The sequence below is a fragment of the Imhoffiella purpurea genome (genome assembly GCF_000585215.1).
GTDB classification, from domain to species: Bacteria; Pseudomonadota; Gammaproteobacteria; order Chromatiales; family Chromatiaceae; genus Imhoffiella; species Imhoffiella purpurea.
This window is the reverse complement of the sequence record NZ_AONC01000035.1, coordinates 21678-39821: the sequence shown is the minus strand read 5'-3', so window position 1 is coordinate 39821 and position 18144 is coordinate 21678. Positions and strand designations below refer to the sequence as shown.

16 protein-coding genes and 1 pseudogene are annotated in these 18144 nt (G+C 65.2%); all 17 read left to right on the top strand.

From position 1 onward, the window contains the following. Positions 1 to 57: 57 nt before the first annotated feature. The 17 genes and pseudogenes from D779_RS11565 (at position 58) to nfsA (ending at position 18127) form a co-directional block, all read left to right on the top strand. The gene (locus D779_RS11565; RefSeq protein ID WP_043754049.1) at positions 58 to 414 is read left to right on the top strand and encodes an NADH-quinone oxidoreductase subunit A; all 357 of its coding nucleotides are present in this window, start codon (positions 58 to 60) and stop codon (positions 412 to 414) included. Then, the gene (locus D779_RS11560; protein ID WP_043754048.1) at positions 405 to 881 is read left to right on the top strand and encodes a NuoB/complex I 20 kDa subunit family protein; all 477 of its coding nucleotides are present in this window, start codon (positions 405 to 407) and stop codon (positions 879 to 881) included. Before D779_RS11565 ends, D779_RS11560 begins: the two co-directional genes overlap by 10 nt. 17 nt (positions 882 to 898) lie before the next feature. Next, complete coding sequence (locus D779_RS11555) at positions 899 to 1612, top strand: NADH-quinone oxidoreductase subunit C (RefSeq protein WP_043754046.1); 714 nt, start codon at positions 899 to 901, stop codon at positions 1610 to 1612. Beyond that, positions 1605 to 2861 carry an NADH-quinone oxidoreductase subunit D gene (locus D779_RS11550; RefSeq protein ID WP_043754044.1) on the top strand — a complete coding sequence of 419 codons (1257 nt, stop codon included), beginning with the start codon at positions 1605 to 1607 and terminating at the stop codon, positions 2859 to 2861. Before D779_RS11555 ends, D779_RS11550 begins: the two co-directional genes overlap by 8 nt. Further along, complete coding sequence (locus tag D779_RS11545; RefSeq protein ID WP_043754042.1) at positions 2861 to 3388, top strand: NADH-quinone oxidoreductase subunit NuoE family protein; 528 nt, start codon at positions 2861 to 2863, stop codon at positions 3386 to 3388. The genes D779_RS11550 and D779_RS11545 overlap by 1 nt, the downstream gene beginning before the upstream one ends. Positions 3389 to 3393: 5 nt before the next feature. Then, complete coding sequence (gene nuoF / locus D779_RS11540) at positions 3394 to 4677, top strand: NADH-quinone oxidoreductase subunit NuoF (RefSeq protein WP_198295711.1); 1284 nt, start codon at positions 3394 to 3396, stop codon at positions 4675 to 4677. Positions 4678 to 4857: 180 nt separating this feature from the next. Next, on the top strand, positions 4858 to 7245 hold the full coding sequence (gene nuoG, locus D779_RS11535) for an NADH-quinone oxidoreductase subunit NuoG (RefSeq protein WP_043754038.1): 2388 nt from the start codon (positions 4858 to 4860) through the stop codon (positions 7243 to 7245). Between the two features lie 26 nt (positions 7246 to 7271). Next, positions 7272 to 8306, top strand: coding sequence for an NADH-quinone oxidoreductase subunit NuoH (nuoH, locus tag D779_RS11530; protein ID WP_043754036.1), 1035 nt, complete (start codon positions 7272 to 7274; stop codon positions 8304 to 8306). A gap of 14 nt (positions 8307 to 8320) precedes the next feature. After that, positions 8321 to 8812: an NADH-quinone oxidoreductase subunit NuoI gene (nuoI, locus tag D779_RS11525; protein WP_043754034.1), complete on the top strand. Its 492-nt coding sequence runs from the start codon at positions 8321 to 8323 to the stop codon at positions 8810 to 8812. Positions 8813 to 8824: 12 nt separating this feature from the next. After that, complete coding sequence (locus D779_RS11520; RefSeq protein ID WP_043754033.1) at positions 8825 to 9475, top strand: NADH-quinone oxidoreductase subunit J; 651 nt, start codon at positions 8825 to 8827, stop codon at positions 9473 to 9475. Then, positions 9472 to 9777 carry an NADH-quinone oxidoreductase subunit NuoK gene (gene nuoK / locus D779_RS11515; RefSeq protein WP_043754023.1) on the top strand — a complete coding sequence of 102 codons (306 nt, stop codon included), beginning with the start codon at positions 9472 to 9474 and terminating at the stop codon, positions 9775 to 9777. Before D779_RS11520 ends, nuoK begins: the two co-directional genes overlap by 4 nt. 40 nt (positions 9778 to 9817) lie before the next feature. Next, complete coding sequence (gene nuoL, locus D779_RS11510) at positions 9818 to 11824, top strand: NADH-quinone oxidoreductase subunit L (RefSeq protein WP_043754021.1); 2007 nt, start codon at positions 9818 to 9820, stop codon at positions 11822 to 11824. 22 nt (positions 11825 to 11846) lie between these two features. Next, positions 11847 to 13430, top strand: a complete 1584-nt coding sequence (locus tag D779_RS11505; protein WP_043754019.1) for an NADH-quinone oxidoreductase subunit M — start codon at positions 11847 to 11849, stop codon at positions 13428 to 13430. A 48-nt stretch (positions 13431 to 13478) separates the two neighbouring features. Next, complete coding sequence (nuoN, locus tag D779_RS11500) at positions 13479 to 14918, top strand: NADH-quinone oxidoreductase subunit NuoN (protein WP_043754017.1); 1440 nt, start codon at positions 13479 to 13481, stop codon at positions 14916 to 14918. Positions 14919 to 15106: 188 nt separating this feature from the next. Next, on the top strand, positions 15107 to 15982 hold the full coding sequence (gene dapA, locus D779_RS11495; RefSeq protein ID WP_043754016.1) for a 4-hydroxy-tetrahydrodipicolinate synthase: 876 nt from the start codon (positions 15107 to 15109) through the stop codon (positions 15980 to 15982). A gap of 93 nt (positions 15983 to 16075) precedes the next feature. Then, a complete protein-coding gene (gene bamC, locus D779_RS11490) occupies positions 16076 to 17287 on the top strand; it encodes an outer membrane protein assembly factor BamC (protein ID WP_052348079.1) in 1212 nt (403 codons plus the stop codon). Positions 17288 to 17374: 87 nt separating this feature from the next. After that, positions 17375 to 18127 (top strand): annotated as a pseudogene (gene nfsA, locus D779_RS22850) (oxygen-insensitive NADPH nitroreductase). Positions 18128 to 18144 lie beyond the last annotated feature (17 nt).

The following is an 18144-nucleotide window of genomic DNA, read 5'->3' as shown; positions in this document are numbered from 1 at the left end:
GCTGCACTAGACTCCTAATCCTGCTGGCTATATTAGAAAAACTATAGAGAGGGGACAGTGCTCGACAACTATCTACCAATCCTGATTTTCATCCTTGTCGGGATCCTGGTGGGGGTTGGGCCGCTCGCGCTTGGTTACCTGCTTGGCCCGCGTCGGCCCGATGCGGAGAAAGACTCCCCCTACGAGTGTGGTTTCGAGGCATTCGAGACTGCCCGTCTGAAGTTCGATGTCCGCTTCTATCTGGTCGCGATCCTTTTCATCGTGTTCGACCTGGAGATTGCCTTTCTGTTTCCCTGGGCCATCGTGCTCGACGAACTCGGAATCTTCGCCTTCTGGGCCATGGTCGTCTTTCTCGGGATCCTGGTCGTTGGCTTTATTTACGAGTGGAAGAAAGGTGCACTTGAATGGGAATAGAAGGGCTGCTTGAGGAGGGCGTCGTCACGACGTCGGCCGACAAGCTGATCAATTGGGCGCGTACCGGCTCGCTGTGGCCGATGACCTTCGGGCTCGCCTGCTGCGCCATCGAGATGATGCACGCGGGCGCCGCGCGCTACGATCTGGACCGGTTCGGCATCATCTTTCGGCCGAGTCCGCGTCAATCGGACGTGATGATCGTTGCCGGGACCCTGGTCAACAAGATGGCGCCCGCGCTGCGCAAGGTCTACGATCAGATGGCCGAGCCCCGCTGGGTCATCTCCATGGGATCCTGCGCCAACGGCGGCGGCTACTATCACTATTCATACTCCGTCGTGCGCGGTTGCGACCGTATCGTTCCGGTCGACGTCTATGTCCCTGGCTGTCCGCCGACGGCGGAGGCGCTGCTCTACGGGATTCTGCAGCTTCAGAGCAAGATCCGCCGTACCAATACCATCGCCCGCTGAGTCGTACCCAGAACCCAATGGCAACACATTCCCTGACCCGCAACGCCAGGCTGGACGCGCTCGCCGTCTCCATCCGCGAACACTTCGCGGACCAGGGCTGCGAGCTGATCGAGGCCCCTGGCGAGCTGACCCTGGTCGTGCCGGCCGAGCGTCTCTTGGATGTCGCTCTGACCCTGCGCGACCATCAAGACTTCCGTTTCGAGCAGCTGATCGATCTCTGCGGCGTCGATTATGCCGCCTACGGCCAGTCCGAGTGGGAGACCGACGAGGCATCCTTCACCGGCTTCGGTCGCGGCGTGGACCGCGACCTGGATGTCGAATCCGAGGATCCCGAGCGCTTCGCGGTCGCCGTTCATCTGCTGTCGGTTGCGTTCAACCGGCGTCTGCGTCTGCGCGTCTACGCTGGCGGCGACCGGCCGATGGTGGATTCGCTGATTCCGGTCTGGGCGGCGGCCAACTGGTTCGAGCGCGAGGCCTTCGACCTCTACGGGATCCTCTTCAAGGGGCATCCGGATCTGCGCCGGATCCTCACCGACTACGGCTTCGTGGGCCATCCCTTCCGCAAGGACTTCCCGCTGATCGGCCAGGTCGAGATGCGTTACGACCCCGAGCAGGCGCGCGTGGTCTACGAACCGGTCTCCATCGAGCCGCGGGTCCTGGTGCCGCGCGTGATTCGCTCGGACAGCCGCTACGTCGGGACCGGTGTCGACAAGGAGACGGGCGATGCCTGAGATTCGCAACTACACGCTCAACTTCGGTCCCCAGCATCCCTCGGCCCACGGCGTCCTGCGTCTGGTCCTGGAGATGGACGGCGAGGTGATCGAGCGTGCCGATCCGCACATCGGTCTGCTGCACCGCGCGACCGAGAAGCTGGCCGAGTACAAGCCCTATAATCAGAGCATCGGCTACATGGACCGTCTCGACTACGTGTCCATGATGTGCAACGAGCACGGCTACGTGCGCGCCATCGAGAAGCTGCTGGACGTCCCGGTGCCCGAGCGCGCCCAATACATCCGCACACTGTTCGACGAGATCACGCGCATCCTGAACCATCTCATGTGGCTCGCCGCGCATGCGCTCGACATCGGCGCCATGAGCATGTTCCTCTACTGCTTCCGCGAGCGCGAGGATCTGATGGACTGCTACGAGGCGGTCTCGGGCGCGCGGATGCATGCGACCTACTACCGTCCGGGCGGCGTGCATCGCGATCTGCCCGACCGCATGCCCCAGTACGCGGGCAAGTCCAAGTGGCACAGCGCGCGCGCCATCGCCAAGCGCAACGCGGCGCGCGGGGGCTCGCTGCTCGACTTCATCGAGGACTTCACCGACCGCTTCCCGGGGCATGTCGACGAATACGAGACCCTGCTGACGGACAACCGCATCTGGAAGCAGCGGACCGTGGACATCGGCGTGGTCTCGCCCGAGCGCGCGCTGCAGCTCGGATTCACCGGGCCCATGCTGCGCGGCTCCGGCGTCGAGTGGGATCTGCGCAAGAAGCAGCCCTATGCCGCCTACGACAAGGTCGACTTCGACATCCCGGTGGGCGTGAACGGGGACTCCTACGACCGCTATCTGGTCCGCATCGAGGAGATGCGCCAGTCCAACCGCATCATCAGACAGTGCGTGGACTGGCTGCGCGCCAATCCGGGGCCGGTCTCGATCGACGACCACAAGGTGGTGCCGCCCAAGCGCGCCACGGTCAAGAGCGACATGGAGGCCCTCATCCACCACTTCAAACTCTTCTCCGAGGGCTACTGCCCGCCGCCCGGCGAGGTCTATGCCGCGGTCGAGGCGCCCAAGGGCGAGTTTGGCTGCTACATCATCTCAGACGGCGCCAACAAGCCGTATCGTCTGAAGGTTCGCGCGCCGGGTTTCCCGCATCTGGCCGCGCTTGACGAGATGTCCAGGGGACACATGCTGGCCGATGTCGTCGCGATCATCGGGACACTGGATATCGTGTTCGGGGAGATCGATCGCTGATGAGCTTCCGTAACGCACCCGTCGCCGTCGATCACGAACGCGACAAGACGACACTCTTCACGCCCGAGATTCGCGCCGCGATCGACGCGCACATCGCCAAGTATCCGCCGGAGTGGAAACAGTCGGCCGTCATGCCCGCGCTCACGATCGTCCAGGACGCCAACGGCGGCTGGCTCACGACCGAGCTGATGGACGATGTGGCCGCCTATCTCGACATGCCGCAGGTCTCCGTCTACGAGGTGGCCAGCTTCTACGGCATGTACGACCTGGAGCCGCAGGGCCGGCACAAGGTCTGCGTCTGCAACAGCATCTCCTGCCTGCTGCAGGGCTCGGAGGCGCTGATCGAGCACATCGAGCACAAGTACGGCGTGGGCCCGGGAGAGACGACCGCCGACGGTCGTTTCACCTTCAAGGAGGTGGAGTGTCTGGGCGCCTGCCGTCACGCGCCCGTGGTGCTGCTCGACAAGAGCTACCACGAGGATCTGACCCCCGAGTCGCTGGACAAGCTGATCGACGAGCTGGAGTGAGGGCCGTGGTAGAGAATCAGAATGAAGTTTGCTTCCGCACCATGCACCTCGGCGAGGACGTCCGCCATACCCTGGAGTCCTATCGCAGCGTCGGCGGCTATGCGCAGTGGGAGCGTATCCTGCGCGAGCGTCCGGACCCGAACGACCTGATCGAGGAGGTCAAGACCTCCAACCTGCGCGGTCGCGGCGGCGCTGGCTTCCCCACCGGGCTCAAATGGAGCTTCATGCCGCGCACGGCGCCGGGTCAGAAGTACATCGTCTGCAATTCGGACGAGGGCGAGCCGGGTACCTGCAAGGACCGAGACATCCTGCGCTACAACCCGCACCAGCTGATCGAGGGCATGGCGATCGCCGGCTACTGCATCGGCGCGACCGCCGGCTACAACTACATCCGCGGCGAGTTTTTCGAACCCATCGCCCGTTTCGAGGGCGCGTTGCGCGAGGCCTACGCGGCCGGTCTGCTGGGCAAGGACGTGCAGGGCAGCGGGATCGATTTCGACTGCTACTCCCACATGGGCGCCGGCGCCTATATCTGCGGCGAGGAAACCGCTCTGCTCGAGTCCATCGAGGGCAAGAAGGGGCAGCCGCGATTCAAGCCACCCTTCCCGGCCCAGTACGGGCTCTACGGCTGTCCGACGACCATCAACAACACCGAATCGCTGGCGTCCGTTCCGGTCATCCTGGAGAAGGGCGGCCAGTGGTTCCTCGAACTGGGCCGTCCGAACAACGGCGGGCTCAAGCTGTTCTCCGTGTCCGGGCACGTCAACCGACCGGACAACTTCGAGGTGCCCATGGGAACGTCGTTCCGCACGCTCCTCGAGATGTGCGGGGGCGTCAAGGACGGCCGCGAACTCAAGGCCGTCATCCCCGGCGGTTCCTCGGTGCCCGTGGTGCCGGGCGATGTCATGATGAACATCGACATGGATTACGACTCCATCGCCAAGGCGGGCTCCATGCTGGGCTCGGGCGCCATCATCGTGATCGCCGAGGGGACCTGCATGGTCAAGGTGCTGCACAATCTGTCGCACTTCTACATGCACGAGTCCTGCGGTCAGTGCACGCCGTGCCGCGAGGGGACCGGCTGGCTGGAGCGGGTGCTGCGTCGCATCCTGGACGGCAAGGGACGCCCCGAGGATCTGGAGTTGTTGGACAGCGTCGCGGGCCGGATCGGCGGGCGCACCATCTGCGCGCTGGGCGACGCCGCGGCCATGCCGGTTCAGAGCTTCATGAAGCATTACCGGCACGAGTTCGCCTACATGATCGAGCATGGCCGCCCGATGGCGGCCTGATTCGGCCCGATCGCTCTTTCCGCCGCCGGGCGCGCGAGTGCATTGCGTCCGACTGGCTTAATTTGAAATCAGGCAGTATTCGCCGTGGCGGATGCAGCGGGCCGCGTATGCGTTCGCAGGGCCGATTCAGTCGGCCGGATCCGCTGGACCCGTGCAGCTGGTGCCGATCGAGAGACCTAAATGACGGACAAGATCACCATCGAGATCGACGGCCGCGACTGTGAAGCGGCGCCGGGGGAGATGATCATCGCGGTCGCGGACCGCGAGGGCATCTCGATCCCACGCTTCTGCTATCACAAGAAGCTGTCCATTGCGGCCAACTGCCGGATGTGTCTGGTGGAGGCGGAGCAGGGCGGCCGGCCTTTCCCCAAGCCCGTTCCCGCTTGCGCGACCCCGGTCGGCAATGGACTCAAGGTGTGGACGCGTTCGCCCAAGGCCATCGAGGCCCAGAAGGGGACGATGGAGTTCCTGCTCATCAATCACCCCCTGGACTGCCCCATTTGCGACCAGGGCGGCGAATGCGAGCTCCAGGACGTCGCCATGGGCTATGGCGGCGACGTTTCGCGCTTCAGCGAGCGCAAGCGGGTGGTCGAGGACGAGGACCTGGGGCCGCTGATCGCCACCGACATGACCCGCTGCATCCAGTGCACCCGCTGCGTGCGCTTCGCCGCCGAGGTGGCCGGGGTGCGCGAGCTGGGTGCGACCGGCCGTGGCGAGGACATGCGCATCGGTACCTTCGTCGGTCAGGCGGTGACGCACGAGCTCTCGGGCAACGTGATCGACCTCTGCCCGGTGGGCGCCCTGACCTCCAAGCCGTTCCGCTTCACCGCGCGTCCCTGGGAGCTCAGCGGGATCGACGGCATCGCGCCGCACGACGGTCTGGGCTCGAACATCCGCCTGCACGTGCGCCGCAACCGCATCATGCGGGTGCATCCGCGCGACAACGAGGCCGTCAACGAGACCTGGATCTCGGACCGCGACCGCTTCGGTTATGCCGGTCTGGAGTCGGATGATCGTCTGACCGCGCCCATGGTCAAGGAGGAGGGCGTCTGGCGCGAGATCGGCTGGAGCGACGCGCTCGAACTGGCGGCCAAGCGCCTCAAAGGGGCCGATCCCGCCGAGACGGGCTGGCTGCTGGCGCCCAACGCGACCCTTGAGGAGCTGTATCTGGCCCAGCGGATCGCGCGCGATCTCGGCTGCGCCAACATCGATCACCGTCTGCGCCAGCAGGACTTCCGCGCCGACGCGGCCGATCCGCTGGTGCCGACCCTCGGACTGCCGGTCGCCGAGCTGGAGCGCCAGAAGGCCGTACTGCTCGTCGGCAGCGACATCCGTCAGGAGCAGCCGCTGCTGGCCCATCGTCTGCGCAAGGCGGCCCTGGCCGGTGCGACGGTCTGCTGCGTCAATCCGCTCAAGCTGAACCTGAATCACCCGGCCAGCCAGTTGGTCGGCACGCCCGCGGCCATGCTCGACGACCTGGCGGCCATCGCCAAGTCGCTCGATGCGCGTGGTTCTTCCGCCCTGAACGATCTGATCGGCGCCGCCGAGCCCACCGAGGCGCATGCCGAGGCGGCATCCGCATTGCGCGAGGCAGGCGAACAGGAAGCGGTCGTGCTGCTCGGTGCGCTGGCGGCGACCCATCCCGATTACAGCCTCATCAAGGTCCTGGCCCATGCGATCGCCGCCGCGGCCGGATGCCGGGTCGGCTATCTGCCCGCGGCGGCCAACAGCGTCGGCGCCTATCTGGCTGGCGCCCATCCGGATCGTCTGCCCGGCGCCAAGCCGAGCGAGGCCCCGGGCCGTTCGGTTGCCGCGATGCTCGACGGCAGCCTCAAGACGCTGGTGCTCTGGGGCTTCGAGCCCGATCGCGATCTGGTCGACGCGGCCGGTGCCGCGGAGGCGCTCGGCGAGGCCGAGTTCGTCATCGCCTGCTCCGCCTTCCGCGGCCCGGGTCTGGACAGCGCCGCCGACCTCATGCTGCCGATCGGCGCCTTCGCCGAGACCTCGGGGACCTTCGTCAACGCGAACGGAACCTGGCAGCGCTTTCAGGGCGCGGTTCCGCCCCCCGGCGAGGCGCGGCCCGGCTGGAAGGTGCTGCGCGTGTTCGGCAACCTGCTGGACCTGAATGGCTTCGAATACCGCGACGGTGCCGAGGTGCAGTCCGAGCTGGCGGCCCTGTGCGCCGAGGTCCAGTACGACGCCAACGCCCCGCGCGGCGACTGCGAGGCCGAGCCTACGAGCCCGGCGCGGGCCGGTCTGACGCGGATCGGCAACATCCCGGTCTATGCGCTCGACCCCTTGACGCGACGTTCGGCGCCGCTGCAGGAGGTGCCCTTGGCGCGCGGCGAATTCGCCGTCTATCTGCATCCCGCGCAGGCGGCGGAGGATGGCTTCGGTCCGGGCACCCTACTCTATGCGCAGCAAGGCAAGTCGGGTGTGCGTATCCGCGTCATCCTCGACGATCACGTGCCGATGGGCTGCGCGCGCATTCCGGGCGGTCTGCCCGGCGGCGAGACGCTCGGGCCGCTGATGGGGCCGATCAGTCTCGAGCGCGTGAAAAACCCTTAGGCCACTGGCGAGACGAGACGACCAAGATGACCGAACTTTGGAACGCACTCCCGCTGGTGATCCAGATTCTGCTGAAGATCACCGCCATCCTGCTGCCCCTGCTGGGGCTGGTGGCCTATTACACCTATGCCGAGCGCAAGGTGATCGGCTATATCCAGATCCGCATCGGGCCGAACCGCGTCGGCTGGCGCGGGCTGCTGCAGCCCATCGCCGACGCGGTGAAGCTGATGATGAAGGAGATCGTCATCCCCACCAAGGCGGACAAGACGCTCTTCCTGCTGGCACCCATGATCGCCATCGCGCCGGCCATGGCGGCCTGGGCCGTGTTTCCCTTCGACGAGGAACTGGTCCTGGCGGACATCAATGCCGGGCTGCTCTACATCCTGGCGCTCACCTCGCTCGGGGTCTACGGCGTCATCATCGCCGGCTGGGCCTCCAACTCGCGCTACGCCCTGCTCGGCGCCATGCGCTCGGCGGCCCAGATCGTCGCCTACGAGATCGCCATGGGCTTCGCCCTGGTCGGGGTGCTGGTGGCCGCCGGCAGCCTCAATCTAGGGGCCATCGTCGCGGCCCAGCAGGGTAGCCTCCTGACCTGGTTCTGGCTGCCGCTGCTGCCGCTGTTCGGGGTCTATCTGATCTCGGGCGTGGCCGAGACCAACCGTGCGCCATTCGACGTCGCCGAGGGCGAGTCCGAGATCGTGGCCGGCTTCCACGTCGAATATTCGGGCATGGGGTTCGCCGTCTTCTTCCTGGCCGAGTACGCCAACATGATCCTCATCGCGGCCCTGACGTCGCTGATGTTCCTCGGTGGCTGGCTGTCGCCGCTGCCGCAGGCCTGGGTCGGGGATCTCTGGCTGCTCGGCGACGGCTTCCACTGGCTGTTGCTCAAGACCTTCTTCTTCATGTTCGTCTTCCTGTGGCTGCGGGCGACCTTTCCCCGTTACCGCTACGACCAGATCATGCGCCTGGGCTGGAAGGTCTTCATCCCGATCACGATCGTCTGGATCCTGGTCGTGGCGCTCGCGGTGGTCTACCGACTGCCGCCCTGGTGGTCGGCTTGACCGGGAGAACGAGGATGCTGAAAACCGCACGCGACTATTTCCAAAGCCTCTTGCTGGTGGAGTTGTTCAAGGGGCTGCGTCTGACCGGCGCCTATTTCTTCCGCCGCAAGTTCACGGTCCAGTACCCGGAGGAGAAGGCGCCCATTTCGCCGCGCTTCCGCGGCCTGCACGCACTGCGCCGCTATCCCAACGGCGAGGAGCGCTGCATCGCCTGCAAGCTGTGCGAGGCCGTCTGTCCGGCATTGGCCATCACCATCGAGGCCGAGCCGCGCGCCGACGGGACGCGCCGCACCACGCGCTACGACATCGACCTCTTCAAGTGCATCTATTGCGGATTCTGCGAGGAGTCCTGTCCGGTCGATTCCATCGTCGAGACGGGGGTCTACGAGTATCACTTCGAGAATCGCGGCGAGAACGTCATGACCAAGGACCAGCTCCTTGCGATCGGCGATCAGTACGAGGCCGATATCGCCGCCGCCCGCGCGGCCGACGCGCCCTATCGCTAATCGGGACGAATCATGGGCTTTGAAAAATTCCTCTTCTACGTCTTCGCGCTCATTACCCTGTGGGCGGCGGGGATGGTCATCACCCGGCGCAATCCGGTGCATGCCGTGCTGTTCCTGGTCCTGGCCTTCGTCAGCAGCGCGGCACTCTGGGTGCTCATCGAGGCCGAGTTCCTCGGTATCGTGCTGGTGCTGGTCTATGTCGGCGCGGTGATGGTGCTCTTCCTCTTCGTCGTCATGATGCTCGACGTCGACCTCGCGGCGCTGCGCGCCGGATTCATCCGGGCGCTGCCGCTCGGGTTGCTGGTCGCGGGCGTGATGGCGGTGGAGATCTTCCTCATCGTGGGACCGGCGAACTTCGGCCTAGAGGCCTTTCCGCCGCCGGACGCCGCGCCCGCCGACGCCACCAATACGCGCGATCTGGGCATCCTGCTCTACAGCATCTACATCTATCCGGTCGAGATCGCCGCCGTGATCCTGCTGGTCGCCATCGTCGCCGCGATTCGCCTGACCCTGCGCCGCCGCCCCGACAACAAGTCGGTGGATCCGGCGCGCCAGGTCCGGGTGAAGAAGGGACCGGACCGGATCCGTCTGGTCAAGATGGCGCCCGAGGTCGAGGAACCCTTCGGCGCGTCCCCCACCACGGAAAGCGGAGAGACATCATGATCGCACTGTCCGACTATCTCGTCCTGGGCGGGCTGCTGTTCTCGATCTCGGTCGCGGGCATCTTCCTCAACCGCAAGAACGTCATCCTGCTGCTGATGTGCATCGAGCTGATGCTGCTCGCGGTCAACATGAATTTCGTCGCCTTCTCGCACTTCCTCGGCGACATGACCGGGCAGGTGTTCGTCTTCTTCATCCTGACGGTCGCCGCCGCCGAGGCCGCGATCGGCCTGGCCATCCTGGTGGTCCTGTTCCGCAACCGGAGAACCATCAACGTCGAGGACCTCGATGCCCTCAAGGGCTAGGGTCGCGGCTGTCGTAACACGAGCGAATTAGAGCGAACGAATGGAAAACGTCTACCTGACCATTGTGCTCGCGCCGCTGATCGGCGCCATCGTCGCCGGCTTCTTCGGTGGCCGGATCGGCCGTCGTGGCGCGCATCGGGCGACCATTGCCGGCGTGGCCGTTTCGGCGGGACTGTCGCTGTGGGTGCTGTCGCGCTTCATCTGGGGCGATCAGCCCGTCTTCAACGATACCGTCTATACCTGGATGGTCTCGGACGGCATGCGTTTCGAGGTCGGCTTCCTGATCGACAAGCTGACCGCGGTCATGATGGCGACCGTGACCTTCGTCTCGCTCATGGTGCACATCTACACCATCGGCTACATGGCCGACGACGAGCACAACTGGCCGCATGGCGCGCTCACGGGCAAGAACAGCTACCAGCGCTTCTTCAGCTACATCTCGCTGTTCACCTTCTCCATGCTGATGCTGGTGATGTCGAACAACTTCATGCAGCTGTTCTTCGGCTGGGAGGCCGTGGGTCTGGTGTCCTATCTGCTGATCGGATTCTGGTCGACCCGCGAGAGCGCCATCTTCGCCAACCTCAAGGCCTTCCTGGTCAACCGGGTCGGCGACTTCGGCTTCATCCTCGGCATTGCCGCGGTCGGCATGTATTTCGGCTCCATGGACTATGTCGAGGTGTTCGGCGCCGCGCCCGGGCATGCGGAGACCCAGGTCGATCTCTTCGGCGGCGTCTCGCTCATGACGCTCATCTGCGTCCTGCTCTTCATCGGCGCCATGGGCAAGTCGGCCCAGGTTCCGCTGCACGTCTGGCTGCCCGACTCGATGGAGGGTCCGACCCCCATCTCGGCGCTCATCCACGCCGCGACCATGGTCACCGCGGGCGTCTTCATGGTGGCGCGCATGTCGCCGCTCTACGAGCTCTCCGAGGCCGCGCTGAGCTTCGTGCTGATCGTCGGCGCCACCACCGCCTTCTTCATGGGGCTGATCGGTCTGGTGCAGAACGACATCAAGCGTGTGGTCGCCTATTCGACCCTGTCGCAGCTCGGCTACATGGTCACCGCGCTCGGCGCCTCGGCCTATGCCGCCGGCATCTTCCATCTCATGACCCATGCCTTCTTCAAGGCACTGCTGTTCCTGGCCGCCGGTTCGGTCATCATCGCCATGCACCACAAGCAGGACATCCGCGACATGGGCGGGCTGTTCAAGCACATGCCCATCACCTGGGTGACGGCCCTGCTCGGCACGCTCGCGCTCATCGGCTTCCCCGGCTTCTCCGGCTTCTTCTCCAAGGACGCCATCATCGAGGCGGTCCATGCCTCGCAGGTCACGGGCTCGGGCTATGCGTCGCTGCTGCTCACCGCGGGCGTCTTCGTGACCGCGCTCTACAGCTTCCGCATGTACTTCCTGGTCTTCCACGGCAAGGAGCGCATGGACGAGCACACCAAGCATCATCTGCACGAGACCCCCTGGGTGGTGACCCTGCCCCTGCTGATGCTGGCCATTCCGTCCGTCTTCATCGGCTGGTACGCCATCGAGCCCATGCTGATCGGCGACTGGTGGGCGTCGGGCGACTGGAATCCCATCGTCGTCGCCCACGAGCACGACACGCTCCACCATCTGCGCGAGAACTGGCACGGCCAGGCGGAGTTCGTGCATCATGGTCTCGGCGGCCTGCCGTTCATCCTGGCGATGACCGGACTCATCATGGCCACGATCGTCTGGTGGCTGATCCACAAATGGAATCCGCGCATCGACGATCAGCTCCAGGCCCTGGGCGGTCCCGTCACCCGCGTCCTGCAGGACAAGTACGGCTTCGATGACTTCAACCAGCGCGTCTTCGCCGGCGGCGGACGCCGCCTGGGACGTCTGTTCTGGCAGACGGGCGACCGCGCCCTGATCGACGGCGCCGTGGTCAACGGCTCGGCGCGCACGGTCGGTCGATTCGCGCTACAGGCCCGTCATCTGCAGACCGGCTATCTCTACCACTATGCGATTGCGATGATCGTCGGGCTGGTCGGCCTGCTGACGGTCTTCGTGACCTTCTGACGCCGAAGGGAGACGACTCCGAATGAACGATTTCCCCCTGCTGACGCTGACCATCTGGCTGCCCATCCTCGGCGGTCTGGTGGTCCTGGCGAATGGCGAGAAATCCAGGGACCTCTCCAGATGGACGGCGTTGGCCTTCGCCACCCTGACCTTCCTGGTGAGTCTCGGACTCTGGATCGGGTTCGACGCCTCGACGGCGCAGATGCAGTTCGTCGAGCGCTCGCCCTGGATCCCGACCTTCAACGTCGAGTATTTCCTGGGCGTCGACGGCATCTCCATGCCGCTGATCGTGCTGACCACCTTCATCACCATCTTCGTGGTGATCGCGGGCTGGGAGGTGATCAAATACAAGCAGACCCAGTACCTGGCCGCCTTCCTCATCATGGACGGCATCATGGTCGGCGTCTTCTCGGCCCTGGACGCGGTGCTCTTCTACGTCTTCTGGGAGGCGATGCTGATCCCGATGTTCATCATCATCGGGGTCTGGGGCGGTCCGAACCGGGTCTACGCGACCATCAAGTTCTTCCTCTATACCTTCTTCGGCTCGGTCTTCATGCTGATCGCGCTGATCTACATGTACTTCCAGTCGGGCAGCTTCAGCATCCTGGACTTCCATTCGCTGCAGCTCGGCATGACGGCCCAGACCCTGATCTTCATCGCCTTCCTGCTGGCCTTCGCGGTCAAGGTGCCCATGTTCCCGGTGCACACCTGGCTGCCCGACGCCCACGTCGAGGCGCCCACCGGCGGTTCGGTGATCCTGGCGGCCATCATGCTGAAGATCGGCGGCTACGGCTTCCTGCGCTTCTCGCTGCCGATCACGCCGGACGCCAGCGCCTCGCTCGACTGGCTCATCATCGCCCTGTCCCTGATCGCCATCGTCTACATCGGCTTCGTGGCGCTGGTCCAGCAGGACATGAAGAAGCTGATCGCCTATTCCTCGATCGCCCACATGGGCTTCGTGACCCTGGGCTTCTTCATCGTCTTCAGCATCCTGGCCAACCCCGCCGTCGACAGCGGCTCGGTCATGGGGATCGAGGGCGGCATGGTGCAGATGATCTCGCACGGATTCATCTCGGGCGCGCTCTTCCTCTGCGTCGGCGTGCTCTACGACCGGGTCCATTCGCGCGAGATCGCCGACTACGGCGGCGTCATCAACACCATGCCCTGGTTCGGCGCCTTCATGGTCTACTTCGCCATGGCCAACGCCGGTCTGCCCGGGACCTCCGGTTTCGTCGGCGAGTTCATGGTCATCCTGGCCACCTTCAAGGCGGACTTCTGGTGGGCCTTCCTGGCCGCCACGACCCTGATCCTGGCCGCGGCCTTCACCCTCTGGATGGTCAAGCGGGTGGTCTTCGGCGAGGTCAAGAACGAGAAGGTCGCCGCGCTGGCCGATCTGGACATTCGCGAGCGGATCAACCTGGGGGTGCTGGCGGCCGCCGTGCTGGCCCTGGGTCTCTGGCCCGCGCCCCTGATGAACGTCATGCACGCGACGGTCGAGAACCTGGTGACCCAGGTCAGCGTCTGCAAACTGCCCGACGCCGAGCGCGGCCAGTGCGAGTTGATGCGCCCCGAGGCGGTTGCGGCGGTTGCCGTGCGCTCGGAGTGACCCCCGCGGATTCAGCGGGCGATGCCCCATTGAGAATTGGAACTAGCTATGTCATTCGACGCCGCCAATCTGCTGCCCATCCTGCCTGAGATCGCCGTCCTGGTGACCGCGAGCACGGTGCTGGTCCTGGATCTCTATCTCGAGGAGCGCAACAAGGGGCTGAATCACAGCCTGTCGCTCCTGGGGCTGGTGGTCGCCCTGCTGCTGACCGGCTTCGTCGGGGGCGGCGAGACCCAGATCCTGTTCGACGGCAACCTGGTCCGCGACGCCATGAGCGATCTGCTCAAGGGCGCGATCCTCGTCGTCAGCCTGCTGGCCTTCATCTACGCGCGTCCCTGGCTCAAGGACCGCGGCATGCTGGTCGGCGAGTTCTACGTGCTGGGCCTGCTCGCCGTGCTGGGCATGCTGATCATGGTCTCGGCCAACAGCTTCCTCACCCTCTATCTGGGGCTCGAACTCCAGGCCCTGTCGCTCTACGCCCTGGTCGCCTTCGAGCGCGACTCCAAGCGCGGGGCCGAGGCGGCCATGAAGTACTTCGTGCTGGGCGCGCTGGGCTCGGGCATGCTGCTCTACGGCATCTCCATGGTCTACGGCGCCACCGGCTCGATCGAGCTGGGTCCGGTCGCCCAGGCCATCGCCGAGCAGGGCATGTCCAACAAGGTCCTGGTGTTCGGCATCGTCTTCATGGTGATCGGCATCGGCTTCAAGTTCGGCGCCGTGCCCTTCCATATGTGGGTGCCAGACATCTACGAGGGCGCGCCCACCCCGGCTGTGCTCATCCTCGGCAGCGCGCCCAAGATCGCGGCCTTCGCGCTGGCCGTCCGTATCCTGATCGACGCCATGCAGGGCCTGCACGCCGACTGGCGCGACATGCTGGTCATCCTGGCGGTGCTCTCGATGGGGCTCGGCAATCTGGTCGCCATCGCCCAGTCCAACATCAAGCGCATGCTCGCCTATTCGACCATCTCGCACGTGGGCTTCATCTTCCTGGGTCTGCTCGCGGGGTCGGATCAGGGCTATGCGGCGGCCATGTTCTATTCGATCGTCTACGCGGTCATGGCGACCGGCGCCTTCGGCATCCTCATCATCCTCAGCCGGACCGGTTTCGACGCCGAGCGTCTGGAGGATCTCAAGGGGCTGAACGACCGCGACCCCTGGTACGCGGCCATGATGGCGCTGGTCATGTTCTCCATGGCCGGCGTGCCGCCGACCGTGGGCTTCATGGCCAAGCTGCTGGTGCTGGAGGCCGTGGTGCGGATCGACATGGTCTGGCTGGCCCTGGTCGCCGTCTTCTTCTCCATCATCGGCGCCTTCTATTATCTGCGGGTGGTCAAATACATCTATTTCGACAAGCCCGCCGAGGACGCCCCTGTCTTGGCGACGACCGGCGGCGTGCGCGTTGCCATGACGTTCAACGGTCTCTCGCTTTTGGCCCTAGGTATGTTCCCGGCGGCGCTCCTGACGCTCTGTCAATCCGCCTTCGTCTGATGCGATCCGATGGCCGGATCGGGGGAGCGAGCCTGGTGAAGGGGTCGCGGATCTCGGGTCCGACCATCGCGACCCTCCGGGGACTCTCCGTCTCCGTTCTTCTGCAGATTGCTTCGGTTGTGTCCCGATGGTCGCGCAAGCTACCATGCGGTCTTTCGCCCTTTGCATTCATTTAGTGGAGTTCGAGCATGTTTCGCGGCAGCCTCGTTGCGCTTATCACGCCAATGCATCCGGATGGTGGGATCGACGACGCCGGCCTGAAACGTCTCGTCGATTTCCATGTCTCCGAGGGGACGTCGGCGATCGTGGCCGTGGGCACGACCGGCGAGTCCGCGACCCTGGACGAGGACGAGCATTGCCACGTCATCGCCCGCACGGTCGAGTTCGCGGCCGGACGTCTGCCCGTGATCGCCGGGACGGGGGCCAATTCGACCACCGAGGCCATCGCCCTGACCCGCTGCGCCAAGGATGCCGGGGCCGATGCCGCCCTGCTGGTGACGCCCTATTACAACAAGCCCACCCAGGAAGGGCTCTATCTGCACTACAAGGCGGTGGCCGAGGCCGTCGACATCCCGCAGATCCTCTACAATGTCCCCGGGCGCACGGCCTGCGACATGCTGCCCGAGACCGTCGTCCGCCTGGCCGAGGTCGAGAATATCGTCGGACTCAAGGAGGCCACGGGCGATCTGAGCCGGGTGGCCACTCTGCGCGAGGGCTGCGGCGCGGATTTCGCCCTCTACAGCGGCGACGACGCGACCGCCTGCGATTTCATGCTGCTCGGCGGCGACGGGGTCATCTCGGTGACCGCCAATGTCGCGCCGCACAAGATGCACCTCATGTGCGAGGCGGCGCTGTCAGGGGATCGCGAGCGCGCCCTCTCCGTCAATCAGGAGCTCGATCCGCTGCATCGCGAGCTCTTCGTCCAATCCAACCCGATCCCCGTCAAATGGGCGGCGGCCGAGCTGGGGCTCTGTCCGAGCGGCATCCGTCTGCCGTTGACGCGGCTTTCCGAGGAATACCATGCGCGTGTCCGTCATGCGATGGAGCGGGCCGGCCTGCGCTGAGCACGCCCTTCCCAACGGGAGTTTTTCAGGAACAGCAATGTGAACAGGATCGGCAATGTGAACATGTTGAGTATTGTCAACAGGCTGGGCATCATGAATGAGAGGTCGCCCGTCTCGAGACCCGAGTTCGGATTCGTCGGTGCGCTGGCCGTTCTATTCCTGGTGTCTCTGTTCCAGGGTTGCTCGACCGACCTCAAGGATGCCGTTCCCGATCAGCGTCTCGTCTATAAGAAGCAGCGCGAGGCCAGCGAGAATCTGGAGGTCCCGCCGGATCTGACGTCCGGGACCTTCGACGACGCGCTGGACATCCCGGGTGCCGCCGGCGAGCCCACGACCTACTCCGAATATAGCGGCAGTCGCGAGCATCGCCGCCAGGTCGCCGACAGGGGAGACGTGCTGCCGACGACGTCGAACGTCGAGCTCGAGCGCAGCGGCGACGACCGCTGGCTCCAGGTCGACGGCTCGCCCGGTCAGGTCTGGCCGCGGGTGATGGACTTCTGGCGTCAGCAGGGCATTCTGCTGGTCGAGCAGGATCCGGCGGTCGGCGTCATGCGCACCGACTGGCTCGACAACCGCGCCGAGATCCGCAAGGACTTCGTGACCCGCATGATGAGCAAGGTGGTCGAGGGGGTCTATTCGACCTCCACCCGCGACCAGTACACATTGCGCATCGAGGAGGGCCGGAAGTCGGGGACGACGGATATCCATCTCACCCACCGCGGCATGGCCGAGAAGCTGGTGACCAACGCCATCGGCGACGGCAGCCGCACCATCTGGGAGCCGAGCGGAACGGATACCGAGAAGGAGGCCGAGATGCTGAGGCGTCTCATGGTCTATCTGGGGGCGCCTCAGGGGACCGCGGCCGCTGCGACCTCGGCCCCGTCCGGGTCTGCCTCCCAGGCGCCCGTGGGTCGGCTCGAGACCCAGGGCGGTCTGCCCGTGCTGGTGATCCCGCAGGAATACCGGCGCGCCTGGCGTCTGACCGGGACGGCGCTCGATCGGGCCGGTTTCGCGGTCGAGGACCGCAATCAGTCGGACGGCCTCTACTACGTGCGCTATTCCGGTCGGGATGCGGGGGCCACCATGGCCGCGCCGCCTCCGGGGAAGGAGGAGAAACCCGGCTTCTTCTCGCGCATGGCCTTCTGGCGCGGCAAGGGTAAGGATGACGAGGTTCGTCAGTATCGGATCAAGGTGACGGGCAACGATACCGAATCCAGGGTGAGCGTGCTCGATGCCGAGGGCGAGCCCGACCGCACCGAGGGCGCCCAGCGCATCATCCGTTTGCTGCAGGAGAATATGCGCTGATCCGAATCGGTGCCGCGTCCCGTCGGCGCGGCACCGATCCCGCCTCCCTCCTGCCCATTCTCCAATCCCTCGGGAGCCTCGTCGCCCATGTATTCCGGTCCGGTATCCTCTCCCGTCATCGCCCAGCAGTTGGCGCACCGTTCGATCCGCGCCTTTACCTCCGCCTCCATTCCGCCCGAGATGCTCGATCTCTTGATCCAGGCCGGACAGTCGGCGGCCTCGTCCAACTTCATCCAGGCCTACTCGGTCGTGCGTGTGATCCGGACCGAGTCGCGCAGCGCCATCGCCGCGCTCGCTGGAGGGCAGAGCTGGGTCGAGTAGGCGGCCGAGTTTCTGGTCTTCTGCGCCGATCTGAGACGGGCCGATGCGGCCTGTCGCGAAACGGGCCAGGGTGAGCTGGAGGGCTATTCCGAGCACGCCCTGACCTCGGTCATCGACGTCGCCCTCATGGCGCAGAATCTTTCCCTGGCCGCCGAGTCCCTGGGTCTGGGCTGCGTCTTCATCGGGGCGATCCGCAACGATCCGGATCGGGTCGCCGAGCTGCTGGAACTGCCCGATCTGGTGGCTCCTCTGTTCGGCCTCTGTCTCGGTTGGCCGGCCGACGATCCGCTGGTCAAGCCGCGTCTTCCGCGTCAGGTGATCCTGCATCAGGACGTCTATCGCGATCCGCTCCCCCAGACCATGGCCGATTACGACGCGCGCATGGCCGAGTATTACAGCGCTCGTCCGACCAATCGCCGCTCGGGGAACTGGTCCGTTACCACCGCCGCTGCGCTTCAGGGCAAGAAGCGCGAGGGACTGCTGGAGTTCTTGCGGGGGCGGGGGTTCTTTCGGCGTTGAGATTCAGGTCGGCGTCG

Bases quoted from the DNA above. Each gene is read 5' to 3' on its own strand.
- nuoL (WP_043754021.1), top strand. From the start codon at position 9,818: ATGGAAAACGTCTACCTGACCATTGTGCTCGCGCCGCTGATCGGCGCC.
- dapA (WP_043754016.1), top strand. From the start codon at position 15,107: ATGTTTCGCGGCAGCCTCGTTGCGCTTATCACGCCAATGCATCCGGAT.
- nuoI (WP_043754034.1), top strand. From the start codon at position 8,321: ATGCTGAAAACCGCACGCGACTATTTCCAAAGCCTCTTGCTGGTGGAG.
- D779_RS11545 (WP_043754042.1), top strand. From the start codon at position 2,861: ATGAGCTTCCGTAACGCACCCGTCGCCGTCGATCACGAACGCGACAAG.
- bamC (WP_052348079.1), top strand. From the start codon at position 16,076: ATGAATGAGAGGTCGCCCGTCTCGAGACCCGAGTTCGGATTCGTCGGT.
- D779_RS11555 (WP_043754046.1), top strand. From the start codon at position 899: ATGGCAACACATTCCCTGACCCGCAACGCCAGGCTGGACGCGCTCGCC.
- D779_RS11560 (WP_043754048.1), top strand. From the start codon at position 405: ATGGGAATAGAAGGGCTGCTTGAGGAGGGCGTCGTCACGACGTCGGCC.
- nuoK (WP_043754023.1), top strand. From the start codon at position 9,472: ATGATCGCACTGTCCGACTATCTCGTCCTGGGCGGGCTGCTGTTCTCG.
- nuoN (WP_043754017.1), top strand. From the start codon at position 13,479: ATGTCATTCGACGCCGCCAATCTGCTGCCCATCCTGCCTGAGATCGCC.
- nuoG (WP_043754038.1), top strand. From the start codon at position 4,858: ATGACGGACAAGATCACCATCGAGATCGACGGCCGCGACTGTGAAGCG.
- D779_RS11550 (WP_043754044.1), top strand. From the start codon at position 1,605: ATGCCTGAGATTCGCAACTACACGCTCAACTTCGGTCCCCAGCATCCC.
- nuoH (WP_043754036.1), top strand. From the start codon at position 7,272: ATGACCGAACTTTGGAACGCACTCCCGCTGGTGATCCAGATTCTGCTG.
- D779_RS11505 (WP_043754019.1), top strand. From the start codon at position 11,847: ATGAACGATTTCCCCCTGCTGACGCTGACCATCTGGCTGCCCATCCTC.
- D779_RS11520 (WP_043754033.1), top strand. From the start codon at position 8,825: ATGGGCTTTGAAAAATTCCTCTTCTACGTCTTCGCGCTCATTACCCTG.